Source organism: Pseudidiomarina donghaiensis, assembly GCF_900116895.1.
Lineage (GTDB): Bacteria > Pseudomonadota > Gammaproteobacteria > Enterobacterales > Alteromonadaceae > Pseudidiomarina > Pseudidiomarina donghaiensis.
This window is the reverse complement of the sequence record NZ_FPCF01000003.1, coordinates 152,025-174,806: the sequence shown is the minus strand read 5'-3', so window position 1 is coordinate 174,806 and position 22,782 is coordinate 152,025. Positions and strand designations below refer to the sequence as shown.

The following is a 22,782-nucleotide window of genomic DNA, read 5'->3' as shown; positions in this document are numbered from 1 at the left end:
CGCGCATTCAAAAAATTACCGCGAATTATAGAGGTCGAAAGCCCTCGCAACAAATGAATATTACTTATGCTTTCATAAAAATTTTAAATAAGTTTGTAAATCGTATAAATTACAGTTATCAAATTAACGAAAAACGCCTGTTTTATGAGCAAAAATCATGCACCACCTCCCGTTAGAAGCTTTACGCGCCTTTATTAGCATTTATGAGCTGCAAAGTTATACCGCAGCTGCGCAACAGTTAAATCGCTCGCAACCTGCTATTAGCCTGCAGTTACAACGCTTAGAAGAACTACTTGGGGTTTCGCTGCTAAGCCGCAGCGGTGGGCGTATTCATTTAACGCCAGCTGGCAGCGAACTACTTGAACAAGCGCGCCAACTGCTGGGCTTAAATGATCAAATTATTGCGCGCTTTACCGAGCCTTCTGTATCGGGGCAAGTGCGTTTAGGTATTCCCAGTGAATTTGCGAGTAAAATTTTGCCGCAGGTTTTGGGGCAATTTGCGCAGGCGTACCCCAATGTGTCGCTTTCAGTTACCTCAGCGCTAAGCAAAGATTTGCTGAAAGACGAGCAAGCCCATTTTGATTTGGTGATTGCCCTTAAAGAGCCCGACAAGCGAACCATGCGCTCTGGTATGGTTATTCTAAAACAAGAGCCGTTGGTTTGGGTGGGCGCGCAACATGAAATACAACATGGCCAAGAGCCATTGCCTTTAGTTGTGGCACCCGAAGGCTGCATTTATCGGCGTCGTGCTTTAACCGCGCTACGGCAGGCCAATATTGCGGCGCGTATTAGCTTTACCAATGCCGATTTTTCGGGCTTAACTGCGGCTATTGAAAGCGGCCTTGGTTTAACCGTACTGGCCCAAAGCACCGTACCCGATAATTTAGCGCGACTGCAGCGCAGCGGCACCACGGCGCTGCCCGAATTAGGAGAAGTGAACGTGGCCATGTGGCAAGCCGATGCCGACAACCAAGCGGCGCGGCAACTAGCACAATTTATTCAAGAACGTATTTAACTATTCACCAAGCGCTGCTTTGACTAGCATGCGTTTGAGCGGTTTGGTGTTATTGGCAACCTGAAAACCCACACCACGGGCTAGTTTTAGCAACGGATTAGCGCTACCGAAACCATGTTTGAAGGCTTCCATGGCTGTAATCATGGTCACTGCGGCAGCTTTGCGTTGGCGCTCCCAAGCCCGTAGCGATTTATGCGATGGCTGGTTTGCAAACACCTGTAACAAGTCAATCACGTCGCCAAAACCTAGGTTTGCTCCCTGCCCTGCAAGCGGGTGGATACTGTGCGCAGCGTCACCAATAACCATAAGCCGTTGTTGCAACCAGCGCTGGGCATATTGCATACGTAGCGGAAACCCGGCGCGTTGCGAAGCGAGCTGCAATTGCCCAAGGCAGCTATCACTCGCAGCCTGTAGGCGCTGCATAAAGGCTTTGTCGTCAAGCGCTTGCAGTTGTTCTGCTAGCTCAGTGTCTGCCGACCACACTAACGACACTTGATGCGGATTATTGAGCGGCAGCCATGCAATGGGTCCGCTTGGTAAAAACACTTGGCGGGCAATGCCTTGGTGCGGTAATTCGGTGTTAATAACAGCGACAATACCGGTTTGCTGGTAGTCCCAGAAGCTCAGTGGCAAGCGCGCACGTTCACGAATAGTTGAACGATTGCCGTCAGCGGCAATAAGATAGTCGCCATAGAATTTTTGTCCATTGACCAGGCGAATCGACACCTGTTGTTCGGTAACGTTATGTTCGGCAACGGCTTCACCGGCGTGAATGGTTACCCCCGCCTGTAATGCCGCGTCCCACAACACCTGTTCTAACACGCGGTTCTCAACAATTGCGCCTAAGTCATCGGCGTTCACTTCGTTGGCGGCAAACTCAATACGCCCGAAGCTATCGTGATCCCACACGTCCATAGCGGTATAAGGGCCTAAACGTTGACTTGGTAGCTGTTGCCACACGCCAAGTTGCTGCAACAAGTCGCGGCTGTGATGTGCTAAGGCACTAACGCGTAATTCAGGTTCTTGGCCATACTCAGGGCGTGAACCACGTTCAATCACATCAACTTGATGCCCCTGTTGGCGTAGGCCCAAAGCCATACTGAGGCCGATCATGCCGGCCCCGACAATGATGATTTTTTGGTGGTTCATGTGTTACTGAAACCCCATGGTTTGTCTGGCGAAAATATCACGCAAAGGCGGCAAATTATCGAGCCCAAATAAAGCGATATTGCGCCCCATGACTAAGGGCACATGTTGGTTCGAAAAGCCACGCACTAAGCTGTCAGTTAGGCCAATAATTCGTTGGTAGTCACTTTGGCGCTGCTTGTTATAGGCGCTCAGCACCTTGTAACTGCCCGGTTCCTGCGCGCCAGTTAACTGCTCGGCAAGCGCAATGGCGTCGCGCACGCCCAAGTTAAAGCCTTGCCCGGCTATGGGGTGTAAGGTGTGCGACGCGTTGCCAATAAGCACAGTGCGGTGCGCAATGCTAGTTTGCGCCAGGTGCAGTTGCAGTGGGTATTGCACTTTGTCTTTCACCGCAACAAAGCGCCCTGCCCGATAGCCAAAGGCCTTTTGGCACTGTGCTAAAAACTCGTGGTCTGGCAGCTGCAATATGCTATTAGCTTGCTCTGGTGCAAGGCTCCACACCAATGAGGCTTGGCGTTCTGCCATGGGTAATAAGGCAATGGGCCCGGTGTCTGTAAAACGCTCATAAGCCCAACCTTGAAGGTCTTCTGACAAGGTTAACGTGGCAATAATACCGAACTGCTGGTAGTCGGTGTGCGCCATCGCAATACCGGCGTCTGCACGCACTTGCGAGCGCGCGCCATCGGCCCCCACCAGCAACTGAGCGGCCATGGTGTGGGTTTGTTCGCTGTCGTTGTGCTTAATTTGATAGTCAACGTTAATATGATTGGCATGGCGTTCAGCGCTTTTAAACCAAGCGCCACCATGCCAAGTAATATTAGTTTGTGCTAAACACGCTTTATACAGTGCGGTATTCAGTGCTGCCGCAGCAATCACTTGGCCCATAGCTGCAACGTCATGTTGCGAGGCATGCAAGCGCGTCATACCTAAATGTCCGCGATCGCTCACATGAATATGTTCAATTGGGCTGGCTAAATCAGCAACCTGTTGCCATACGCCAATGCGCTCTAATAACCTCACTGTGGCGGCCGCCAAGGCAATCGTGCGCTTGTCCATGGCTGGGCCATTCGCTTGTGGTTCAAGCACGTGAATGGTCCAGTCAGGTCTACCACGGGCTATCAATAGCGCAGTTAAGGCGCCAACCAGCCCGCCGCCAGCAATAATCACCGGCGCTATCTGCGGCTCAGTTGCGTTTAACCGGCCATCCATTGCTCTATCTCTTCGACCGTTTTGGGTACCTTGGCGGTCATGTTTTCATGGCCCGTTTCGGTAATAATGACGTCGTCTTCAATACGAATACCAATGCCGTGCCACTTACTATCCACACCTTCGGTGCCGGTTGGAATATAAATGCCAGGCTCAATAGTTAACACCATGCCAGGTTCAAACTTACGCTTTTTACCGGCTTGGGTGTAAGTGCCCACGTCATGCACATCAAGGCCTAACCAATGGCCAAGACCATGAATCATAAACGGCCGGAAGGCGTGGTTTTCCATCAGGTCACGCGCGTCGCCCTGCAATATGCCGAGCTCGTGCAATCCCGTGGTTAGCACGTCACCGGCGGCTTCAAATGCTTTGGCCATGTCACTACCGGGCTTTAATGTGGCAAGCGCCGCTTCTTGCGCCGCAAGCACCACGTTATACAGGGCTTTTTGCTCGGCGCTAAAGCGGCCGTTGACTGGGAAGGTGCGGGTAATGTCACCGGCATAACCAGCAAATTCTGCGCCGGCATCAATCAGCAATAAATCGCCGTCGCGTAATTCACTTTTGTTTTCGGTGTAGTGCAAAATGCAAGCATTTTCACCGCCACCACAAATAGTACCGTAGGCCGCTGACAACGCACCGTGCATGGCAAATTCATGATGTATTTCTGCTGCGACTTGGTATTCAAATTTACCGGGCTTCGCAAAGCGCATCGCGCGTTTATGGGCGGCCACACTAATAGCTGCTGCTTGGCGCATCAAGTCTAGCTCTGCAGCGCTTTTAATAATGCGCATGTCCGCCAACCATGGGTTGATATCTACCCAAGCGGTCGGAGCTTGATGGCCCTTTTTCGGCGCCGCGCGAAGCTCATCAGCAATCATGCTAAGTTGCGCTGCCAATTCCGGTTTGTCATGCGGATAAAACACCTGCTCGGCGCCATCGAGCAAGGCAAACAAATAATCGTCCGCATCCTCAATACTGGCAGCGAAGTCTACGCCAAGTGCGTCAGCCGCATTATCGACACCAAGCCGACGGCCATGCCAAACTTCTTCGCTAGGGCTGGTGGGTTGGCAATATATTTGTACTGGGTCGTCCGCATTAGGTGCTAACACCAACAAGGCGTTCGGTTCGTCAAAGCCAGTTAAATAAAAGAAGTCACTGTCTTGGCGAAACGGAAATTCTGTGTCACGGCTGCGTGTTTGCAGCTGCGCGCCGGGAATAACCGCCATCGCATTTGGCGATGCCTTGGTTAACTTTTTTAAAATATGCGCACGGCGCTTTTTGAACTCGTCTAACGGCAGCGAAAGCTTCATATGACCCTACAACTTATAGCGTGAGTTAATGCAGAACTTGGTTGGTTTTACAGTCAGCGCCCGACTTTAGCCCCAACTCGTTGAAACATAACATAGCTGAAATGCGTAAGTACTCGACAACCTCAAAGAAAGCGCGTTCGGCTTCTTCGTCTTCGTCCACAGCAAAGTCAAGCTTGGCAATTTCAACCATGTCGTCAATCACTTCGCGAACATCGTCTGACAAACCAGTCAGGTTGGTTTGGTTAACCCCAAACCCAACTAAAAACGACTGTACCCAGCCAATCATGCTAGTTAAACGTTCGCCTAACGATTCATGATCACTTGGTAAGGTTAAATTGAAGCCCAGATCGGGGTCGCGCATGCTCGCGCATATATCGGCAGCGAGTGCCTTTAACCGTTCGGTAACTGCAGGTGTAAACGATTGCCCTTCGTGAATCAGATCACTGAGCAATAATAGCCAGTCATCGCCCTTAAGGCTGGCACCGCCGGCAATCATACCGGTTAAAATACCGTGCACTTCCGCGCCATTGGAGAGCATACCGTTTTGTTCAAAAAACTCAGTTAAACGGTCATAATTTAGTAAGTTAGCGTCTGCGCCACCGGTTTGTTGCATAGCTTTTGTTCTCTTAACGTTCTTTACGCACATCCTACCATTGCAAAGCTGCTCAGGCTAGCTGACAAGTACCGCTTACCCGTGCCATAATAGTGGTCAGCTACACATAAGAATAGTACAAGCACAGAGGAAGCGGCATGAGTCAGCAGACTATGCATAAAAGTATGGACATTCGATTAATGGATCGTAACTACAAGGTGAATTGCCCACCGGGGCAAGAAATTGCCTTGCAGCAAGCGGCTGATCGATTAAATACCAAGCTTGAAACTATTCGTGGTATGACAAAATTGTCGAATCCGGAGCAGATTGCAGTCATGGCGGCACTCAACTTGTGCCATGAGTTTGCTCAGCAAGAGAAACAACAGCAACAACGTATTGCTGATCTCGAAGAAAAACTGCAATTACTGCAAGCCACACTTGAACAAGCGATGGCTGATCAACGCCCCGGACGTTAACCAGCAAATTATGACTGCCTGGGATGTGCGCCAGCAAGCCGATGTCCCTGAGCCGATGCTAGCAGTAAAGGGGCTCACTGGGCGACTATTGAGCAAGCTCGACTCGTATCGAGAAGCCTGCGGTCGTTTCAATTGCGCCCCGCCTTGAACCAGTGGGTTCAAGGGCCAAGGCACGCAGCGGCATTCTGGGTGGTCACCCTTTGTAGCCCGGCGTTCTACGCCGGGACGTGGCTTTATCACGGTTAGTGTTGAATTCAATCGTGACGTTATTGAAATCAACCGTTAGTGTTGAATTCAACATTAACGGTGCTGCGCACCACCCGGCGTAGAACGCCGGGCTACGTCCACCAAGCGGCGGACGTCGGCAAGGAGCTGTTGGGCGTCGTAGACAATACCGTCTTTGATGGTGTAACGAATGCCCTTGGTGCGCATTGGTTGATTATTCTCGTCAAGCTTGTAGTGACCTGTGCCGTACAGCACCTTGAAGTTTGCTAGAGGGTTTTCGTCCACCACAATCAAGTCGGCTTTTTTGCCCGGCACAACACTACCAATCTCATCTTCAAGGCCAAGCGCTTCAGCACCATTCAATGTCGCTGCCTGAATGACCTCCAACGCGTTAAAGCCCGCTTCACGCAGCAACTCTAGCTCGCGAATATAACCAAAGCCGTAAATTTTATAGATATAGCCTGCGTCAGAACCTGTCGTTACACGACCACCGTGGTTTTTAAAGTCGTTTAAGAAAGCCATCCACAACTGGTAGTTTTTGCGCCACGCCACTTCTTCATCGGTCGTCCAGTCAAACCAATACGAGCCATGGGCATAGCGGCTTGGTGTGAAGAAGTCCCACAGTTGCGGCAGGGTATATTCTTCGTGCCAAATCGCTTGGCGCTCACGCATTAAGTCGCGGCTGGCTTCATAAATAGTCAGCGTTGGGTTAATGGTAAAGTCGAGCTTAATCAACTCGTCACGAACTTGGTTCCACTTTTCTGAGCCTGGCTGTGCCGCTTGGGCCCATAACTTGCCTGCTTCACGGAAGCGATCTTGTTCGTTGTTGTAGTTGTAATTAGCTGGATAGTTTTGAATGCGTTGGCCGGTAAATAAGGCTTCTGGCAAGCCATACCAATGCTCCATGCTGCCTAAACCTAACCGTGCGGAGTCAACCACATTGGTGCCGACCACGTTCAATTGGGCGTGGTGCATCATGGTGCCAAGGCCTTGCTTATTGGCTTCATCAAGCGCCGCAGCCATTACTTTCGGGGTGGCGCCGAAGAACTTGATACCCGAAGCCCCCTGCTTTTTAATACCTTTTACCCAGTCGCGCGCTTGCTTAGCTCCGAAAATAGGCTGCTCAGAGCCCATGCCAAAACCCGCATAAGGAACAATTCGTGGCGACACGATGGCATTTTTTGCCGCTTGTTGTTCATGCCACTTGGTCCAGTCTAAACCATTGAAACTACCCGGTTCGCGCACTGTGGTAATGCCATGCGCCAACCATAGCTTCAGCACATATTCGGCCGGAATACCTTCGGCTGAGCCGCCAATATGCCCGTGCATATCAATAAACCCTGGCAACACGTATTTGCCTTCAAGGTTTAATTCGCGATCGTTGGCGCCCGCAACCGGCCGTTTCTCTGGTTTAATCGGCACCCCTGGGTTACCCACACTCACCACGTTCACAATTCGGTCGTTTTCAATGACAATATCCACCGGCCCTTGGGCTGGTGCGCCTTCGCCGTTAATTAAAGTAACTCCACGTAAAATAAGTCGCGAGTATGGGCCATCACCTTGCTCGCCTCTGGCAGGTGCTTTCGGCGGTGCGGCAAGCGCCACCGTAGAAAGCGCAATACTTAGGGTAAGCGTGGTCAGTAATTGGCGAATCATGATATAACTCTCTTGTTTTATTAGTTTTAGGCAAGTATTCACACAAGCATTCGCATAAGGTATCAGCACTGTGTCGCAACAGCAATTACGCCAGCACCTATTGAACGCGCGCGCCAGCATGTCTGCCGCACAACGTGACGAAGCGGCGCAGGCAGTTGCCGAGCATTTAATGCAATTGCCCCAACTGCAGCACTCAGCCCATGTTGGTAGTTATTTTAGCATTCGCGCCGAACTACCTACTCAAGCCTTGAATCAACAGTTGATAAACGCTGGCCACCAGCTTGCTTTACCAGTGCTGCACCCGATAAATCAAGGCCACTTGCTGTTTTTAAGCTTATCGGAGAGTACCCGCTGGGTGCACAACCAATACCAAATTCCCGAGCCAGAATTGCATGCGCAGCACATAGTACCGTTGCAGCAGTTGCAGGTATTACTAGTGCCCTTGGTCGGGTTTGACCGCCAAGGAAACCGCATGGGTATGGGCGGCGGGTTTTATGACCGCACATTAAGCGGCTGGTACCAGGGCCATTATCCGCAGCTACTGCCGATTGGTTTGGCGCTTGACTGCCAACAGGTTGAACAACTACCTAGACAACCCTGGGATGTACCACTTCCCATGGTAATAACCCCGTCTAAAGTGTGGGACTTTCGCCCCTAAAACTGTATACTGAAAAGCCATAGACCACTGACTATGGAAGCCCTTATGTCCACCTCGCAAGACCAACTCAAAAAGCAAGCCGCAGAAGCCGCCCTAAAGTATGTTCAACCCAATAGCATTGTTGGTGTAGGCACCGGCTCAACCGTCAATTTTTTCATTGATGCCCTAGCCACCATGAAAAACGACATTGAAGGCGCTGTTTCAAGCTCAGACGCTTCTACCGAGCGCCTAAAAGCTCACGGTATTGATGTGGTTGAACTCAACAATGTTGCTGATTTGCCGGTTTACATTGACGGCGCTGACGAAATTGATGAGCACATGCGCATGGTCAAAGGCGGTGGCGGCGCGTTAACCCGTGAAAAAATTATTGCCGCGGTGGCTGATCAATTTGTGTGTATTGCCGACCAAAGCAAAGTGGTGGGTCGCTTAGGTAGCTTTCCAATTCCAATAGAAGTCATTCCAATGGCACGTTCATACGTGGCCCGCGAAATTGTCAAACTTGGCGGTGACCCCGTGTGGCGCCAAGGCTTTGTCACCGACAACGGCAATGTCATTTTGGATATTCACAACTTTGATATCTTAGACCCTGTTCAACTAGAGCAACAATTGAATAGTATTGTGGGTGTTGTTACCAACGGTTTATTCGCCAAACGTGGCGCCAATATCGCAATTATTGCAAGCCCAAGTGGCCTGCAATTTATGGAGTAGTTATGAGCCACCAACCCACTTCGTTGGCCAAAGAGCGTATTCAAATTCTGTTACTTGAAGGCGTGCACGAGAGTGCCGTTGAAGTACTGAAACAACACGGCTACAGCAACATAAAGACGCTGAAAACGTCACTGAACGAAGACGAACTGTGTGAAGCCATTAAAGACGTGCACTTTATTGGTATACGCTCGCGCACACAATTAACAGCGAAAGTGTTTGCGGCAGCGGAAAAGCTCGCTGCTGTGGGTTGTTTTTGCATTGGTACCAACCAAGTTGATTTAGAAGCCGCGCGTGACAGCGGCGTGGTGGTGTTTAACGCACCTTTTTCAAACACCCGTAGCGTGGCTGAATTGGTATTAGCGGAAATTATCATGTTGCTACGCCGTATTCCCGAGAAAAACGCGGCTGCGCATCGCGGTGGCTGGGATAAAGCCGCCAAAGGCTCATTTGAAGTGCGCGGTAAAGTACTCGGCATTGTTGGTTATGGCCATATTGGTACGCAATTAGGTATTTTGGCTGAACAGCTTGGTATGCAAGTACGTTATTACGACATCGAAACCAAGTTGTCGTTAGGCAACGCGCTGCAAGTGGGCAGTTTGAACAAGCTCTTGAAACAAGCTGACGTAGTCACGCTACATGTGCCAGAGACACCGCAAACGCAGTGGATGATTGGCCCAAATGAATTAGCTCAGATGAAACCCGGCGCGGTATTTATTAACGCCTCACGCGGCACCGTGGTAAAAATTAATGCGCTCGCAGATGCACTCAAGTCAGGCCACTTGGCGGGCGCTGCGATTGACGTATTTCCAGTCGAGCCCAAAGGCAACGATGAACAATTTGAATCGCCGTTACGCGGTTTAGATAACTGTATTTTGACCCCGCATATTGGCGGCTCTACAGAAGAAGCTCAAGAAAATATCGGCATCGAAGTGGCGGGTAAACTAGTGCGTTATTCCGACAATGGCTCGACTTTGTCGGCGGTAAACTTCCCAGAGGTAGCGCTGCCGGCGCACGAAGGCTCGCGTCGCTTGCTGCACATTCACCACAATCGCCCGGGTATGCTCACGCGCATTAACCAATTACTTGCTGAGCAAAACATCAACGTTTCCGGCCAGTATTTGCAAACCGACAACAAAGTCGGTTACGTGGTGATCGATATAGAAACGCCGCCGAAAAGCACCATTGCCGACGACCTACTGGTCGCAATGCGCGCTATCGACGGCACGATAAAGGCGCGCGTGTTGTACTAGTTAATGGCCCTAGCGAGGGCCTTTAACCGTTTGCTCCATCGACTCAGGCGATACGTGGCGTACGTCTTTGCCTTTCACGAAGAAAATAATGTACTCGGCAATGTTCTGACACCGGTCACCAATACGCTCAAGCGAACGGGCTGACCAGAGTACGTTCATCACCTTTGGAATGCCGCGTGGGTCTTCCATCATGTAGGTCATTAGCTGGCGCGTTAATGCTTCGTACTGACGGTCGGCTTGAGCATCCATTTGGTGCACTTCAAATGCCGCGTCTAAGTCCATCCGCGCAAACGCATCTAATACGCCGTGCAACATGGCAAGAACTTGCTGGCCAAGGTTTTCTAGGCTTACTAAGAACTGCTGCTGGTCATTGTTGAAGCTTTCTAGCGCCACACGTGCAATACGCTCGGCTTCATCGCCAATGCGCTCAAGATCTGAAATGGTCTTGAAAATAGCAATAATCAATCGCAAGTCACTGGCCGCTGGCTGACGCTTGGCAATAATTTGCACGCAAGCTTCATCAATTTGCACTTCAAGCGCGTTAATTTTGTAGTCGCGCTGCAAAATCTGCTCAGCCATTTCATGATCAGACTTTTCAATAGCGTGCAACGAGTCACGCAATTGTTGTTCAACCAAGCCGCCCATATTCAGTACTTGGTTACGTACCGCTTCAAGCTCTTCGTTAAACTTACCGGAAATGTGCCGGCTCATATTTAATTTATCCATTGCCTGCGCTCCTATTAACCGTAACGACCAGTAATGTAGTCTTCAGTTTGCTTTTGAGCTGGCGTGGTGAACAAGGTGTTCGTGTCGGCATACTCAATTAGCTTACCCATATACATAAATGCGGTTTGGTCAGACACACGCGCTGCTTGTTGCATGTTGTGTGTGACAATAACCACGGTGTATTGTTCTTTTAGCTCGGTAATCAACTCTTCAATGGTTAACGTCGAAATAGGATCAAGCGCCGACGTCGGCTCATCTAACAACAGTACTTCTGGCTCAATGGCAATGGCGCGAGCAATAACCAAACGCTGTTGCTGACCACCCGACAAGCCAAACGCTGAGGCATTCAGACGATCTTTCACTTCATCCCATAACGCAGCGCCTTTAAGTGAGCGCTCCACCACTTCATCTAACGTGCGGCGATCGTTCACGCCCTGCAAACGCATACCATACACCACGTTCTCGTAAATTGATTTCGGGAACGGGTTTGGGCGCTGAAACACCATGCCAACTTGACGACGCAGCTCAGCTACGTCGACATTTTTGTCGTAAATGTTTTTATCGTGCAAACGAATTTCACCGTTTACCTTACAAATTTCGACCAAGTCGTTCATACGATTAATGCAACGCAATAACGTTGATTTACCGCAACCCGATGGACCGATAAACGCAGTGACACGATTTTTCGGAATGTTCATCGAAATATCGTGCAATGCTTGCGCATCCCCATAATGTAAGTTGAGGTTGCGAATTTCTAACGCGGTTTGCTCTGGCGTTAAGTTTGCTAAATCTAATGATTCGACATTGCTAGTGTTCGGAGTAACCGAAATCATAATGTTTAACCTTAATGTTCAAGAGAGCGATATTTTTCACGTAAATGGTTACGCACGCCAATGGCGGTTAGGTTTAACCCAACAATCACGGTAACCAGCAAGAATGAGGTGGCGTACACTAACGGTCGCGCGGCCTCAACGTTCGGGCTTTGGAAACCAACATCATAAATGTGGAAGCCCAAGTGCATAAATTTGCGATCTAAATGGAAGTACGGGAAGTTGCCGTCCACCGGTAGCATAGGTGCTGACTTCACTACCCCCACCAACATCAGCGGTGCAACTTCGCCGGCCGCACGCGCAACGGCGAGAATCAAGCCAGTCATAATGGCTGGCGATGCCATGGGTAAAATAATGCGCCACAAGGTTTCAGCTTTGGTGGCACCTAAGGCAAGGCTGCCCTCACGCAAGGTGCTAGGAATACGCGACAAACCTTCTTCGGTAGAAACAATCACGACCGGCAGCGTCAAAATAGCAAGTGTAATGGCTGACCACATAACACCTGGCGTACCAAACGTTGGGCTTGGTAACGCTTCAGGGTAGAAGATTTGGTCGAGCGTGCCGCCCACCATGTAAACAAAGAAGCCAAGACCAAATACGCCGTACACAATAGACGGTACACCGGCTAGGTTAATCACCGCAATGCGAATTAAGCGTGTAATCGCATTTTTACCGGCATATTCGTGCAGATAAACCGCAGCAATAACCCCAAATGGCGTCACAATGACCGACATTAACAGCACCATAAATACGGTACCAAAAATGGCTGGGAATACGCCGCCTTCGGTATTCGCCTCGCGCGGGTCTTCAGACACAAACTTGCCAATTTGCACAAAGAAGTGACCTAGCTTGCTAAGTACCCCCATGTCATTTGGGAAGGTTGCGTCTAACACACGGTACATGGGTACAGTCACTTCCATACCACGCATGTCACGCATCACAACGCTGTCGCGGCTAGCCGCTTCACGATAAGCAAAGAGCTCTTTTTCAAGTTCTTTGTATTGCGCGTTCAGCGCTTCTTCTTCCGCTGCTAAGCGCTGCTTTTCAGCCTCGGTTAGCTTGCCTTCAAGATCTAACGCTCGGGCTTCTAGGCGCAAACGGTTTAACTCATAGTTAATTGCACCAATTTCACCCTGTTGCAAGTCCGACGCTTGCTCATTCAAGTCAACCGCTCGCTCAATGCGTTCAAATAACACGTCACGCACGTTTTCAGGCGTTGCTACCGACTCACCGTTTTCGAGTACATCAACGACGTAACCATAAAAATTACCGTCTTTTGAGCGTTCAAGCACGGCTAGGTCTGCTGGCGTTTCATCGCGAATAATTTGCGGTTCCATCACCCACATAAAATCAAGTGGCACGAACTCGCGGTTACCAACTTTAAATAACTGACGCTCTAGAAACTCACCGTCAAAACCCTCAAGGGTAACGCCAGATTCCTGCAAACGCGCAATCGGCACTTCTTCGCGGTCGTACACTTCACCAATAATGACGCGTGTTGAACCGTCGTTTGCTTGTACTTCAACCTCGTGAATGGCTGCTGGCCAAAAGAATGACAGGCCACGCCATGCAATTAAGGCTAACAACCCAAGCACAGCAATTAAGCTGACACTTACCGCGCCCGCAGTAAGCCAAATATAAGGTTTTCCTGACTTAAACCATTTATTCATGGACATCCTCACGCTTACATCGAGCTATATTTGTCGCGCAGACGCTGACGCACAAGTTCAGCAACGGTATTAAACGCGAAAGTGAAAATAAACAAGACAAAGGCCGCTAAGAACAGAATGCGATAGTGCGAACTACCCACTTCTGACTCTGGCATTTCTACCGCAATATTGGCAGACAGCGTGCGCATGCCTTCAAAAATGTTCCAGTCCATAATCGGCGTGTTACCGGTGGCCATAAGCACAATCATGGTTTCGCCCACGGCACGGCCTAAGCCCATCATCACTGCTGAGAAAATACCTGGGCTAGCGGTTAGCAGCACCACCTTGGTTAAGGTTTGCCACGTGGTTGCACCAAGCGCCAACGAGCCATTGGATAAGTGTTTCGGCACGCTAAACACGGCGTCTTCTGCAATCGAGAAAATCGTCGGGATAACCGCAAAGCCCATGGCAATGCCCACAACCAGCGAGTTACGTTGGTCAAAGGTAATGCCTAACTCGTTGGTAATGTATTGACGCACGTTACCGTCAAACAACACTTGCTCTACCCACGGCGATAATTCGAATGACCGCCAACCAACAAAAGCGACAAAAGGCAGCAAGATTAGGGCTGCACGGCCGTCCGTAAAACGATTTCGCCATGCTTTTGGCAGCACGCCGGTAAGTGCTGCAACACCAATAATGGCGAGTGGCACCAGAACAATGGTGGCGACAATACCGGGCAAGTATTCTTCAATCAGCGGCGCGAGCCACAAGCCAGCTAAGAAACCTAAGATTACCGTTGGCAACGCTTCCATAATCTCTACGGTTGGCTTCACCACTTTGCGTACGCCTGGCGACATAAAGTAAGCCGTATAAACTGCTGCAGCTAAGCCAATAGGTACGGCAAACAACATGGCATACGCGGCAGCTTTAATAGTACCGAACGAAATGGGCACCAAGCTGAATTTCGGCTCAAAGTCGTCTGAACCTGACGTAGACTGCCATACGTACTGCGGCTCTGGGTAACCTTCGTACCACACTTCTTGCCAAATACCGCTCCAGGTTACTTCTGGATGCTCGTTTTCTAACTTAAACGAATGCAGCTCGTTACCACTTTGCATTAACAAGGTATTGGCACGCGGGTCCATAACCACGCGTTCTGCTTTCACGTGATCAAGATGCGAAAAATAAAGGTCGGCTTCAGAAGTGGTGTGAAACACCCCAACTTCGCCAGTTTCTGACACAGTATAGAAAGTACGACGATAGTATTCCGCAACAATGTCTTTAATGGCTGAATTGCCCGCTTGGAACTCACGAATGTACTGGTACTGACGACCGTTTTCGCCCGCCACTTCAAACCATTGCGTCACCCGACCATTGGCATGGCCAAATAACACCGAGCTTGCGCCAGCTAGCAGCTGCATGCTGGTAATGTCATCATAGCGGCGGCGGTCAATACTCAGTAACTGCCGTTCACTCAGTTCGCCAGTGCGTGACACACCGTAAACGTAAAAACGATTACCTTGGCGCACAAACACTTGGGTTAAGTCTGGCGTTACCACAACATTATCAACCGGCCCTGTAATAGGCAGCTCTGCGAATTTTGACTTAAGCTCTACCGTGCCCGTTAAGAAGCTGCGGCTAGCCTGCAGAAAATTCACAATCACTTGGTTGTCGGCTGTAACCGCAGCAAACAACTGTGACTCGCCTTTGTATTCGTAGGCTAACTGGGTAAGCGTGCGTTGCTGCGGATCAACTTGAATGAGTTCACCGTCATTGGCAAAACCAACGACAGGTGTGGTTAAACGACGTCCGTTTTTAAATTGTGACCGAAACTTTGGTTCAACAATGCGTACTTGGCCATCGGCAACAGCGTAGGCATAGCGCTTGTTTTGCGGCTGAGTTTTGGTAAAAGCCGTCGGGTTGTTAGCAACTTGTTCAGTGAGCAGCACTTGGCCTGGTTGCCAGTCGGTGCCTGGCTTTTGCTTCAATGCAAAAAAGCTCAACTCGCCGGTGTTCGAGAAGCGATAGCCAATTTCAGACTGCTCCTCCATACCCATCGCGACGGTGTGACCTTGACCAGGCACAGCAAATGACTGCTGATGCTCAATCTCAACACCACGAAAAATAGGTTCAACCACATATAACAAGTAAAAGAAAATCAGTAGCAGTGCCATTAATACTAAGCCGCCGCCAAGAGTTACCCCCCAGCGAGCAGCTTTGTCTTTAACTAATCGCACATTACTGGCTCCCAACTCTGCACGTTGTGATGCCGCCATTGCTGCCTCTTCAAGTTTAAAAATGATCTAACATGAATTTACTGCAGCAGAGTATAGACGCATTCTATGACAGTATTGTTACAGCGCTGTCACATTGCTGACATTTTTCTGTCATGCAACGGCCTGCTGTGGGCTCAATTTTGACCGTTGCGGCCACGAAAGCTGGGGCGCTTGGGTGGCAGAAATGTGTGCCAACTGCAGCACCCACATGGCAACCCGTGACTGACCTATGCCACCACCAATGCACTCTGGCAACTCGCCATGAAGGAGTTGCTGGTGCCAAGGTTGTTGCAGCAGGCCATAACTTTTGCGCATTGCAACTTGACGCTTTAAGGCATCACTGTTTACGCGAATTCCCATCGATGATAACTCAAGCGCGTCGTTAATCGGAGCGTGCCAAACCAATAAGTCGCCATTGAGGCCTGCCAAGCATTGGCCACTGGCTGGGTGCTCAACTGGCGTGCTCCAATCATCATAATCAGCGGCACGGGCATCGTGTGGTGTGCCGTCTGCAAGTTCGCCCCCAATACCCATAAGAAATACGGCTTTATGCAGCTTGGTAATTTCGTGCTCGCGTTGTTTGGGCGATAATTGTGGAAACATTTGGCGCAGCTGTTCTGCATGAATAAATACCACTTCTGATGCTAGCTGATCGTCAGCTTCCGGTGAAAACTGCAGGTATAGCGCCCGCAGGGCTTGATAAATGTCACGCACCGTGGCTTTCAGCGTGTCTAATGAACGCTCTGCTGGTTGAATAACACGTTCCCAGTCCCATTGTTCAACAAGCACAGAATGACGCTCGGTCAGTTGCTCTTCGTCAGCACGGATGGCTTTCATTAGCGCCACAATACCTTCGCCCGGTTGGCAGCCATAATGCGCTAGTACGCTGCGCTTCCACTTCGCCAACGAGTGCACAATTTCATAATCGCGCTGCTCGGCCCGAATGTGCACGGCAACCGCTCGCTCAGTGCCGCTGAGGTTATCTTGCACCCCAGAGTCTTTCGGCACCATCAGCGGCGCCTGCACTTCAGCTAACTGCAGTGTTTCGCAAAGCAGCTCGGTAAATCGTTGCTTTAGTCTCGCAACATCTTGTTGTTGTTTTAGCATGTTTGAAATCTCCGGGGTTCGTTATTCATTGTTCGTTGTTCGTTGTTCGTAGCCCGGCGTTCTACGCCGGGTAGCGCATCGCGCTGTGATTGTTATTCAACAAAGTAAACCCTAACAGCTAATATATTCAATACCATTTAACTAATAAATCAATACATGATAAATTAACCAATAATATTTGGCTTCTTGATGAATAAAATCTAAAATAAGCGTGAATTCAGGTAGGAAAATTAAATGATCGATAATTTAGACAAAGCGATAATCAGCACGCTGCAAGACAACGCGCGCATTTCTTATGCAGAAATAGCCAAGCAACACAGCGTCAGCCCTGCCACTATTCACGTACGTGTTGAAAAATTAAGGCAGGCGGGAATTATCACCGGCACCCATGTGCATGTTGATCCACGCAAGCTGGGTTACGATGTCTGCTGCTTTATTGGCATTAACTTGGCCCGCGCCGGCGACTACCCGAGCGCTCTCGCGCAACTTAACGCCCTTCCAGAAGTGGTAGAAGCCCATTACACCACAGGCCAATACAGCATTTTTATTAAAGTGATGGTGCGCTCAATTGATGATTTGCAGAATTTGCTCATCAACAAAATTCAGCCCATAGAGGAAATTCAGGCCACTGAAACATTAATATCATTACAGCAGCCGATTATGCGGCAAATTCAAGTCTGAATTGTAATATGTACTTTAAGAGACAGATAACGTTAAGTGCTTATCCATGGCTTCAAGCGCCTTGTTTAGCGTATCTATCTTAGTGTTGTGACCAAGATTAATGATACGTTGCATTTCCTGCTTACGGCTGCCCATTCGTTTGGCAAGCTCAGCTTGGGAGATACGTTCGCTCAGCATAGTGTTCAGCAATAAGACTTTCGCCCAAACGCTCGCCGGAACTGTCACATAAGGGCTATTTCCTACCGGCGAAGGCATTGGTACTGGACGTTGATCTTCAAAATAGAATTCAAACGCAGTTATAAGTGCATCTTGCGCTTCTATTAGGGCCTCTTCATAAGTATCTCCACAGGTTAATGCCTCTGGTATATCTATAAAGCGCGACATAAATGTCTGGCCGTCTTTTTCAATAATGACTGGATATTTCATGGTTTAACTCCAAAGTTGTTCCCAAAGCGGTATCTTTTACAGTCCAAGTTGTTTGATTATGGCTTTTCTTAAGTTTTCACCAATTTCCTTACTTGGATGCCTTGGCATGACACTTTGCCGACCTTGGTAATAAAGCTTCAGATGATTTGTTCCTTGTTTAATTTCAACGCCTTGTTTTTCTAACCATCGGCGAAATTCACTTTGCTTCATGCGGCCTCCTTGCCTTCATGATCAAAAGTAAACAAAAATGATTACCTCGTCAAGTTTTCATGCATAAAAAAACGCCCTCGTAGCTGTTTCGTCACGAGGGCGTTTTGAGTTATTTAAGTGGTCTAAATTAGTTCAAGCCAAGCTTCTTCAGCTCTTGCTCAACAACCACACGTGGTAATGCAATGTAGCCGTCTTTATCAACAATTTCTTGGCCAGTTTTTGATAAAACCATTTTCAAGAACTCAGCAGTTGCTGGATCTAGCGGCTTATTTGGATGCTTGTTCACATAAACGTACAAGAAACGTGATAGTGGGTACTTACCAGCCAAAGCATTTTCAGTGGTTGCGTCAACGTATTCAGCGCCCGCTTCTACTGCTAATGGGACGGTCTTTACACCAGAAGTCATGTAACCAATGCCAGAGTAACCAATGGCGTTCAAAGACGTTGATACCGACTGTACTACCGAAGCTGAACCTGGTTGCTCGTTCACGTTGTTGCGGAAATCACCGTCACACAGTGCGACTTCTTTAAAATAACCGTAGGTTCCAGAAACCGAGTTGCGACCATAAATTTGTAAGTCGCGGTTGCCCCAGCTACCCGTCAAACCTAAATCACCCCAACGGCGAACTTCTTCAGTAGCGCCACACAAGCGAGTGCTTGAGAAAATAGCGTCCACTTCGGCAATAGTTAAGCCTTCAATCGGGTTATCTTTGTGTGCGAATACAGCTAATGCGTCAATCGCTACGCGTACTTGGGTTGGCTTATAACCATGGCGTTTTTCGAAAGCTTCAATTTCTTTCGCTTTCATGGCTCGGCTCATTGGGCCAAAGTTAGAAGTACCTTCAGTTAATGCCGGTGGCGCAGTTGAAGAGCCAGCCGCTTGAATTTGCATATTCACGTTCGGGTACAAACGCTTAAATTCTTCAGACCAAAAAGTCATCATGTTGGCTAGCGTATCTGAACCTACAGAAGACAGGTTGCCCGATAAACCGCTGACTTTTTCATACTCTGGTAAATCGTCAGTCGCTTTTTGTGCAACGGCTGAAAAGCTTAATAAACTTGCAACGGCTGCGGTAGCTAAAGTTGCGGTAAAACGTTTCGCTGTGATTGTCTTGTTTGTCATGAGAAACTCCAATCCTAAGTGAGATTGGCCGAAGCCAGTCGATTAATCATTAACTGGAGCTAAGTTTAGTGTGTCAATGTGACAGTATTGTGACATTTGTGACGATTCTGACATTTTTATTGCAGTCATATTTAACGCGTTGATTGCAAAGCGCTCGCTAGTCGCGAATAACGAGCTCTTCGGAAATTCGAAATGAAAACTTCGAGCCGCGACCAACAACCGAATCAATGTTCAAACGACTATGGTGGTGTTCTAGTGCCTGCTGGACAATCGCCAAGCCAAGCCCTGAACCACCTTTTTTACTGTTGCGGTCTTTATCTACGCGATAAAAACGTTCGGTTAAACGGCCAACGTGCTCAGCCGGAATGCCAGGTCCGTTATCCTGTACCGAAAACTCAACGCCACCGCCAACCGCCATTTTCCAGGTCACTTTAATATTGCCGCCCGCTTGCGTGTAGTGAATTGCGTTTGCGACTAAATTAGAAATAGCACTGCGCATTTCGTCTTCAATGCCATGTATTTTAATTGGCGCAATATCAAAGCTAATGGTGTGTTGTTTATCGTGATTTAAGCGTTGTGCGTCTTGCTCCACTGCGGCAATAAGTTTGGGGATATCAGCAACACGGTCAAAAATATCCGTACGATGCACATCCATGCGCGATAAGCTGAGCAACTGATCAACTAAGTTGCGCATGCGATCGCTTTGCGCTTGCATGTCGGTGACCGCTTTTTTCATCATGGTAGGCGGCAAATCGGCTGGCTCATCGAGCATTTCTAAATAGCCTTGCAGCACGGTTAATGGCGTTTTCAATTCATGCGACACGTTCGCTACAAAATCTTTGCGCATTTGCTCAAGCTGCTTCAACTGAGTCACGTCGCGCGCCATCAGCAGAAACTGATCGTCACTGTACGGCATCACCCGAATTTCAAGCTCAATATCTTCGCGCACAGGCGACGGCAAGTGAATATCTTCACTGAAGTCAGCTTGCTGTAAGTACGCTATGAATTCAGGATAACGAATGAGGTTAGATAAACGAATTCCGGTGTCCGCCGGCCATTTTAAGCCAAAATAAAACTGGCCCAGCTTGTTGCACCAAATTAGGCTGCCGTCTTTGCGAAACACAATTGCGGCGTCGGGGATGGCCTCAGACGCCTCGCGAAAACGACGCAACAGCCGAGCCAACGCGCGACGGCGTTGTTGACTGCGCCGTTGAGTACGGTAAATACCGTCGTAAATGTAACTCCAACTACCGGGGGCACTGGGCGGCAACATCGTGCGGCGATGCCATAGCCAATCAACAAGTTTGTACTGGTAGTAATAATGCCACGCTGCAAGCCCAATTAAGGCCAAAGCTAGAGTTGCCCAAAAATAACCAAGCAACCAACCGACAAAGCCCACTGGCAGAATAAACCACAGTAGGCCTTTCAGAATAAATAAAACAGAATAACGACGGTCCATGTTTAACGCCCGTCGTTATTAATTCTTTGAGAAGCGATAACCCACGCCACGAACGGTTTGCACCAAGCGGTCATGGCCGTGAACTTCCAATGCTTTACGCAACCGACGAATATGTACATCAACGGTACGGTCTTCAACATAAACATTGGTACCCCAAACGTGGTCTAGCAACTGCTCTCGACTATACACGCGATCAGGGTGTGTCATAAAGAAGTGTAGTAATTTAAATTCCGTTGGGCCCATGTCTAAACGGTCATTAAACGCGGTCACACGATGTGACACTGGGTCTAACCGCAAGCCTTCAACCTCTAATGGCTCATCAAGCGCAGTTGGGGCGACACGGCGAAATACCGCGCGCATCCGTGCCATCAGTTCTTTTGGCGAAAATGGCTTGGTCATGTAATCATCGGCACCGACTTCTAAGCCGCGTACTTTGTCTTCTTCTTCGCCGCGGGCAGTCAACATAATGATGGGAATTGAGCGCGTGAAGTCATCGCCTTTGAGTTTTTTAGCAAGCTGAATACCTGAGCCACCTGGAATCATCCAATCTAGTAGAATCATATCAGGAAATGGCTCAACCACTTTTTCTAGGGCTGCTTGGTAATCACCTGCTTCAATAGCTTGATAGCCGTGCTGTTCCATGACGAAGCTAAGCATTTCGCGAATGGGTGCTTCATCTTCAACAATCAGTATCTTTCTGGACATCTGCGTCACCTAATTTGTTTTTGGCACGGCTGATTATCACGATACTTTATGACACTTTTATGAAAACAACCAAATTTGTGTCACTTATTTTAACTGAATGTCTATCCAAACAAGGCGATGGTCAGACGAAGCCTTACGATTTTGCACCAATTCAGCCTTCGGCTCGCCGGCTATCGGCCAAAACACGCCGCTTTGAATGAGCGATATTCCCGCCGTTGATGGCAGCACGTAGTCGGCACGCTTGCGCCACCCAGCTGTATGCTGTGAAGCTATCGGGTTATCAGGCGTGTGCGCTGCACCGCCGCGACTTGTGGGCGGGTTTTCCGCATGAATTAACGGATGGTTCAGTAGCTGTTGAATAGCGCCCGGAACATTATCCTTTCCGTCAACTGAGGCATTAAGATCACCGGCAATCACAAAAGCGGCATGTTCAGGCAATCCACCTTTCTCGCCTTTATCATCATAAATATAGTTACTTAGGTGTGGTTGAATATAATCAGACCAAAAGCGAATTTCATCAAAATTACGGCGACCATTTCGATTCTCTTTTCCGTCAAAGACCGGCGGTGTTGGATGGCTGACTAACAAATGCAGCACATGGTCTTTGACTTGAATAGGAAGGTCCCAGTGCGATTTTGAGCTTAGCGGCAACTCATTCCACGCTGCGGTACTGTAAAATGGTTCACTTGTGCCCGGTTTTAACGGCGCCAGAGCGCCTGGCATATCTTTCCACTTGAACTTCTGAAACGTTCGTACTCGAGAATAGTCAATTGGATATTTTGACAATACAGCCATGCCGTATTGGCCTGGGTATAAACCATAGCCCCAAGCATCGTCGCCAGTTCCTTGCGCAACGCCGTCGCCATTTAAGTCATATGGGCTGGGCACACCGGTATTAACTGGTGCAATAAACACATAGGGATAAGCAATCGGTGACTCTCCGTTTTGACTAACTTGCAGATACTCATGCCTAAAAACATCAATGCCTTCAGAGGCGTCAATAAAGTCAAACTCATTAAGTACCAACACATCGGGGCGGGTGTGTTGAATAATTTCAGCCACCGCTTTAATTTGCGGATGTTGGGAGGCTAGTGCCGTACGCAAGGCACCTGCTCCTTGTTCTGGAATTGCCTCATGAGATAAATAATTGCTTGCATCCATGCTGACATTAAAGGTCGCAACGCGCAGTGCTGTAGGTTCATTTATTTTTTCTTTGGGCATATCGCATCCAGCCATAAAAAGCGAAAGAACAGAGAGTGCAAGGGCTGTATAGATTTTCATCGACGAGAAGAGTCCTTCAAAAGGGCAGATAAGACTGGGCAAAAGCATAAAGGTTCAATTTAAC

At 48.9% G+C, this 22,782-nt stretch carries 22 protein-coding genes and 1 other RNA gene; 7 read left to right on the top strand and 16 right to left on the bottom strand.

Features of this window, described 5'->3' with window-relative positions:
* Nucleotides 1-157 precede the first annotated feature (157 nt).
* On the top strand, nucleotides 158-1,015 hold the full coding sequence (locus BM334_RS07890) for a LysR family transcriptional regulator (RefSeq protein ID WP_092840486.1): 858 nt from the start codon (nucleotides 158-160) through the stop codon (nucleotides 1,013-1,015).
* Here the strand turns inward: BM334_RS07890 and BM334_RS07885 are convergent, their stop codons facing one another.
* Genes BM334_RS07885 through BM334_RS07870 form a run of 4 tightly spaced genes read right to left on the bottom strand, consistent with a single transcriptional unit; the run spans nucleotide 1,016 to nucleotide 5,290 of the window.
* Nucleotides 1,016-2,164, bottom strand: coding sequence for a UbiH/UbiF/VisC/COQ6 family ubiquinone biosynthesis hydroxylase (locus BM334_RS07885; protein ID WP_092840483.1), 1,149 nt, complete (start codon nucleotides 2,162-2,164; stop codon nucleotides 1,016-1,018).
* Nucleotides 2,165-2,167: 3 nt separating this feature from the next.
* On the bottom strand, nucleotides 2,168-3,370 hold the full coding sequence (gene ubiH, locus BM334_RS07880) for a 2-octaprenyl-6-methoxyphenyl hydroxylase (RefSeq protein ID WP_092840480.1): 1,203 nt from the start codon (nucleotides 3,368-3,370) through the stop codon (nucleotides 2,168-2,170).
* Nucleotides 3,355-4,677: a Xaa-Pro aminopeptidase gene (gene pepP / locus BM334_RS07875; RefSeq protein ID WP_092840477.1), complete on the bottom strand. Its 1,323-nt coding sequence runs from the start codon at nucleotides 4,675-4,677 to the stop codon at nucleotides 3,355-3,357. Before pepP ends, ubiH begins: the two co-directional genes overlap by 16 nt.
* Before the next feature lie 25 nt (nucleotides 4,678-4,702).
* A complete protein-coding gene (locus tag BM334_RS07870; protein ID WP_092840473.1) occupies nucleotides 4,703-5,290 on the bottom strand; it encodes a UPF0149 family protein in 588 nt (195 codons plus the stop codon).
* A gap of 137 nt (nucleotides 5,291-5,427) precedes the next feature.
* Here BM334_RS07870 and BM334_RS07865 point away from each other — a divergent pair, with 137 nt between their 5' ends.
* Nucleotides 5,428-5,745 (top strand): cell division protein ZapA, encoded by a 318-nt coding sequence (locus tag BM334_RS07865; RefSeq protein ID WP_241970953.1) that lies wholly within the window; start codon nucleotides 5,428-5,430, stop codon nucleotides 5,743-5,745.
* Between the two features lie 12 nt (nucleotides 5,746-5,757).
* Nucleotides 5,758-5,941, top strand: a non-coding RNA gene (ssrS, locus tag BM334_RS07860) — 6S RNA.
* Between the two features lie 104 nt (nucleotides 5,942-6,045).
* Here the strand turns inward: ssrS and BM334_RS07855 are convergent.
* A complete protein-coding gene (locus tag BM334_RS07855) occupies nucleotides 6,046-7,626 on the bottom strand; it encodes an amidohydrolase family protein (RefSeq protein WP_092840470.1) in 1,581 nt (526 codons plus the stop codon).
* Between the two features lie 70 nt (nucleotides 7,627-7,696).
* Between BM334_RS07855 and BM334_RS07850 the strand changes: the two genes are divergently transcribed.
* Genes BM334_RS07850 through serA form a run of 3 tightly spaced genes read left to right on the top strand, consistent with a single transcriptional unit; the run spans nucleotide 7,697 to nucleotide 10,242 of the window.
* A complete protein-coding gene (locus BM334_RS07850) occupies nucleotides 7,697-8,284 on the top strand; it encodes a 5-formyltetrahydrofolate cyclo-ligase (protein WP_198677371.1) in 588 nt (195 codons plus the stop codon).
* 45 nt (nucleotides 8,285-8,329) lie between these two features.
* On the top strand, nucleotides 8,330-8,992 hold the full coding sequence (rpiA, locus tag BM334_RS07845; protein ID WP_092840467.1) for a ribose-5-phosphate isomerase RpiA: 663 nt from the start codon (nucleotides 8,330-8,332) through the stop codon (nucleotides 8,990-8,992).
* Between the two features lie 2 nt (nucleotides 8,993-8,994).
* Entirely contained in the window at nucleotides 8,995-10,242 is a 1,248-nt protein-coding gene (gene serA, locus BM334_RS07840) for a phosphoglycerate dehydrogenase (RefSeq protein WP_092840464.1), read from the top strand.
* Nucleotides 10,243-10,251: 9 nt separating this feature from the next.
* Here serA and phoU read toward each other — a convergent pair whose 3' ends face one another.
* From phoU to asnA, 5 genes are all read right to left on the bottom strand, one after another.
* Nucleotides 10,252-10,968 (bottom strand): phosphate signaling complex protein PhoU, encoded by a 717-nt coding sequence (phoU, locus tag BM334_RS07835; RefSeq protein ID WP_055439581.1) that lies wholly within the window; start codon nucleotides 10,966-10,968, stop codon nucleotides 10,252-10,254.
* A 14-nt stretch (nucleotides 10,969-10,982) separates the two neighbouring features.
* Nucleotides 10,983-11,801 carry a phosphate ABC transporter ATP-binding protein PstB gene (gene pstB, locus BM334_RS07830; protein ID WP_092840461.1) on the bottom strand — a complete coding sequence of 273 codons (819 nt, stop codon included), beginning with the start codon at nucleotides 11,799-11,801 and terminating at the stop codon, nucleotides 10,983-10,985.
* Nucleotides 11,802-11,812: 11 nt separating this feature from the next.
* The gene (gene pstA, locus BM334_RS07825; RefSeq protein WP_092840458.1) at nucleotides 11,813-13,468 is read right to left on the bottom strand and encodes a phosphate ABC transporter permease PstA; all 1,656 of its coding nucleotides are present in this window, start codon (nucleotides 13,466-13,468) and stop codon (nucleotides 11,813-11,815) included.
* Nucleotides 13,469-13,482: 14 nt separating this feature from the next.
* On the bottom strand, nucleotides 13,483-15,726 hold the full coding sequence (locus tag BM334_RS07820; RefSeq protein WP_092840455.1) for an ABC transporter permease subunit: 2,244 nt from the start codon (nucleotides 15,724-15,726) through the stop codon (nucleotides 13,483-13,485).
* Nucleotides 15,727-15,837: 111 nt separating this feature from the next.
* Nucleotides 15,838-16,833 (bottom strand): aspartate--ammonia ligase, encoded by a 996-nt coding sequence (gene asnA / locus BM334_RS07815; protein ID WP_092840452.1) that lies wholly within the window; start codon nucleotides 16,831-16,833, stop codon nucleotides 15,838-15,840.
* A 234-nt stretch (nucleotides 16,834-17,067) separates the two neighbouring features.
* Here asnA and asnC point away from each other — a divergent pair, with 234 nt between their 5' ends.
* Nucleotides 17,068-17,514, top strand: a complete 447-nt coding sequence (gene asnC / locus BM334_RS07810) for a transcriptional regulator AsnC (protein ID WP_092840448.1) — start codon at nucleotides 17,068-17,070, stop codon at nucleotides 17,512-17,514.
* 15 nt (nucleotides 17,515-17,529) lie between these two features.
* Here asnC and BM334_RS07805 read toward each other — a convergent pair whose 3' ends face one another.
* From BM334_RS07805 to BM334_RS07780, 6 genes are all read right to left on the bottom strand, one after another.
* Entirely contained in the window at nucleotides 17,530-17,940 is a 411-nt protein-coding gene (locus tag BM334_RS07805; protein ID WP_092840445.1) for a type II toxin-antitoxin system HicB family antitoxin, read from the bottom strand.
* Between the two features lie 36 nt (nucleotides 17,941-17,976).
* Complete coding sequence (locus BM334_RS07800) at nucleotides 17,977-18,150, bottom strand: type II toxin-antitoxin system HicA family toxin (RefSeq protein WP_092840442.1); 174 nt, start codon at nucleotides 18,148-18,150, stop codon at nucleotides 17,977-17,979.
* A 127-nt stretch (nucleotides 18,151-18,277) separates the two neighbouring features.
* Nucleotides 18,278-19,273 (bottom strand): PstS family phosphate ABC transporter substrate-binding protein, encoded by a 996-nt coding sequence (locus tag BM334_RS07795; RefSeq protein ID WP_092840438.1) that lies wholly within the window; start codon nucleotides 19,271-19,273, stop codon nucleotides 18,278-18,280.
* A 157-nt stretch (nucleotides 19,274-19,430) separates the two neighbouring features.
* Entirely contained in the window at nucleotides 19,431-20,732 is a 1,302-nt protein-coding gene (gene phoR / locus BM334_RS07790) for a phosphate regulon sensor histidine kinase PhoR (RefSeq protein ID WP_092840435.1), read from the bottom strand.
* A gap of 18 nt (nucleotides 20,733-20,750) precedes the next feature.
* Nucleotides 20,751-21,437 carry a phosphate regulon transcriptional regulator PhoB gene (gene phoB / locus BM334_RS07785; protein WP_092840431.1) on the bottom strand — a complete coding sequence of 229 codons (687 nt, stop codon included), beginning with the start codon at nucleotides 21,435-21,437 and terminating at the stop codon, nucleotides 20,751-20,753.
* An 84-nt stretch (nucleotides 21,438-21,521) separates the two neighbouring features.
* Nucleotides 21,522-22,658, bottom strand: a complete 1,137-nt coding sequence (locus BM334_RS07780; protein ID WP_241970952.1) for an endonuclease/exonuclease/phosphatase family protein — start codon at nucleotides 22,656-22,658, stop codon at nucleotides 21,522-21,524.
* Between the last annotated feature and the right edge of the window lie 124 nt (nucleotides 22,659-22,782).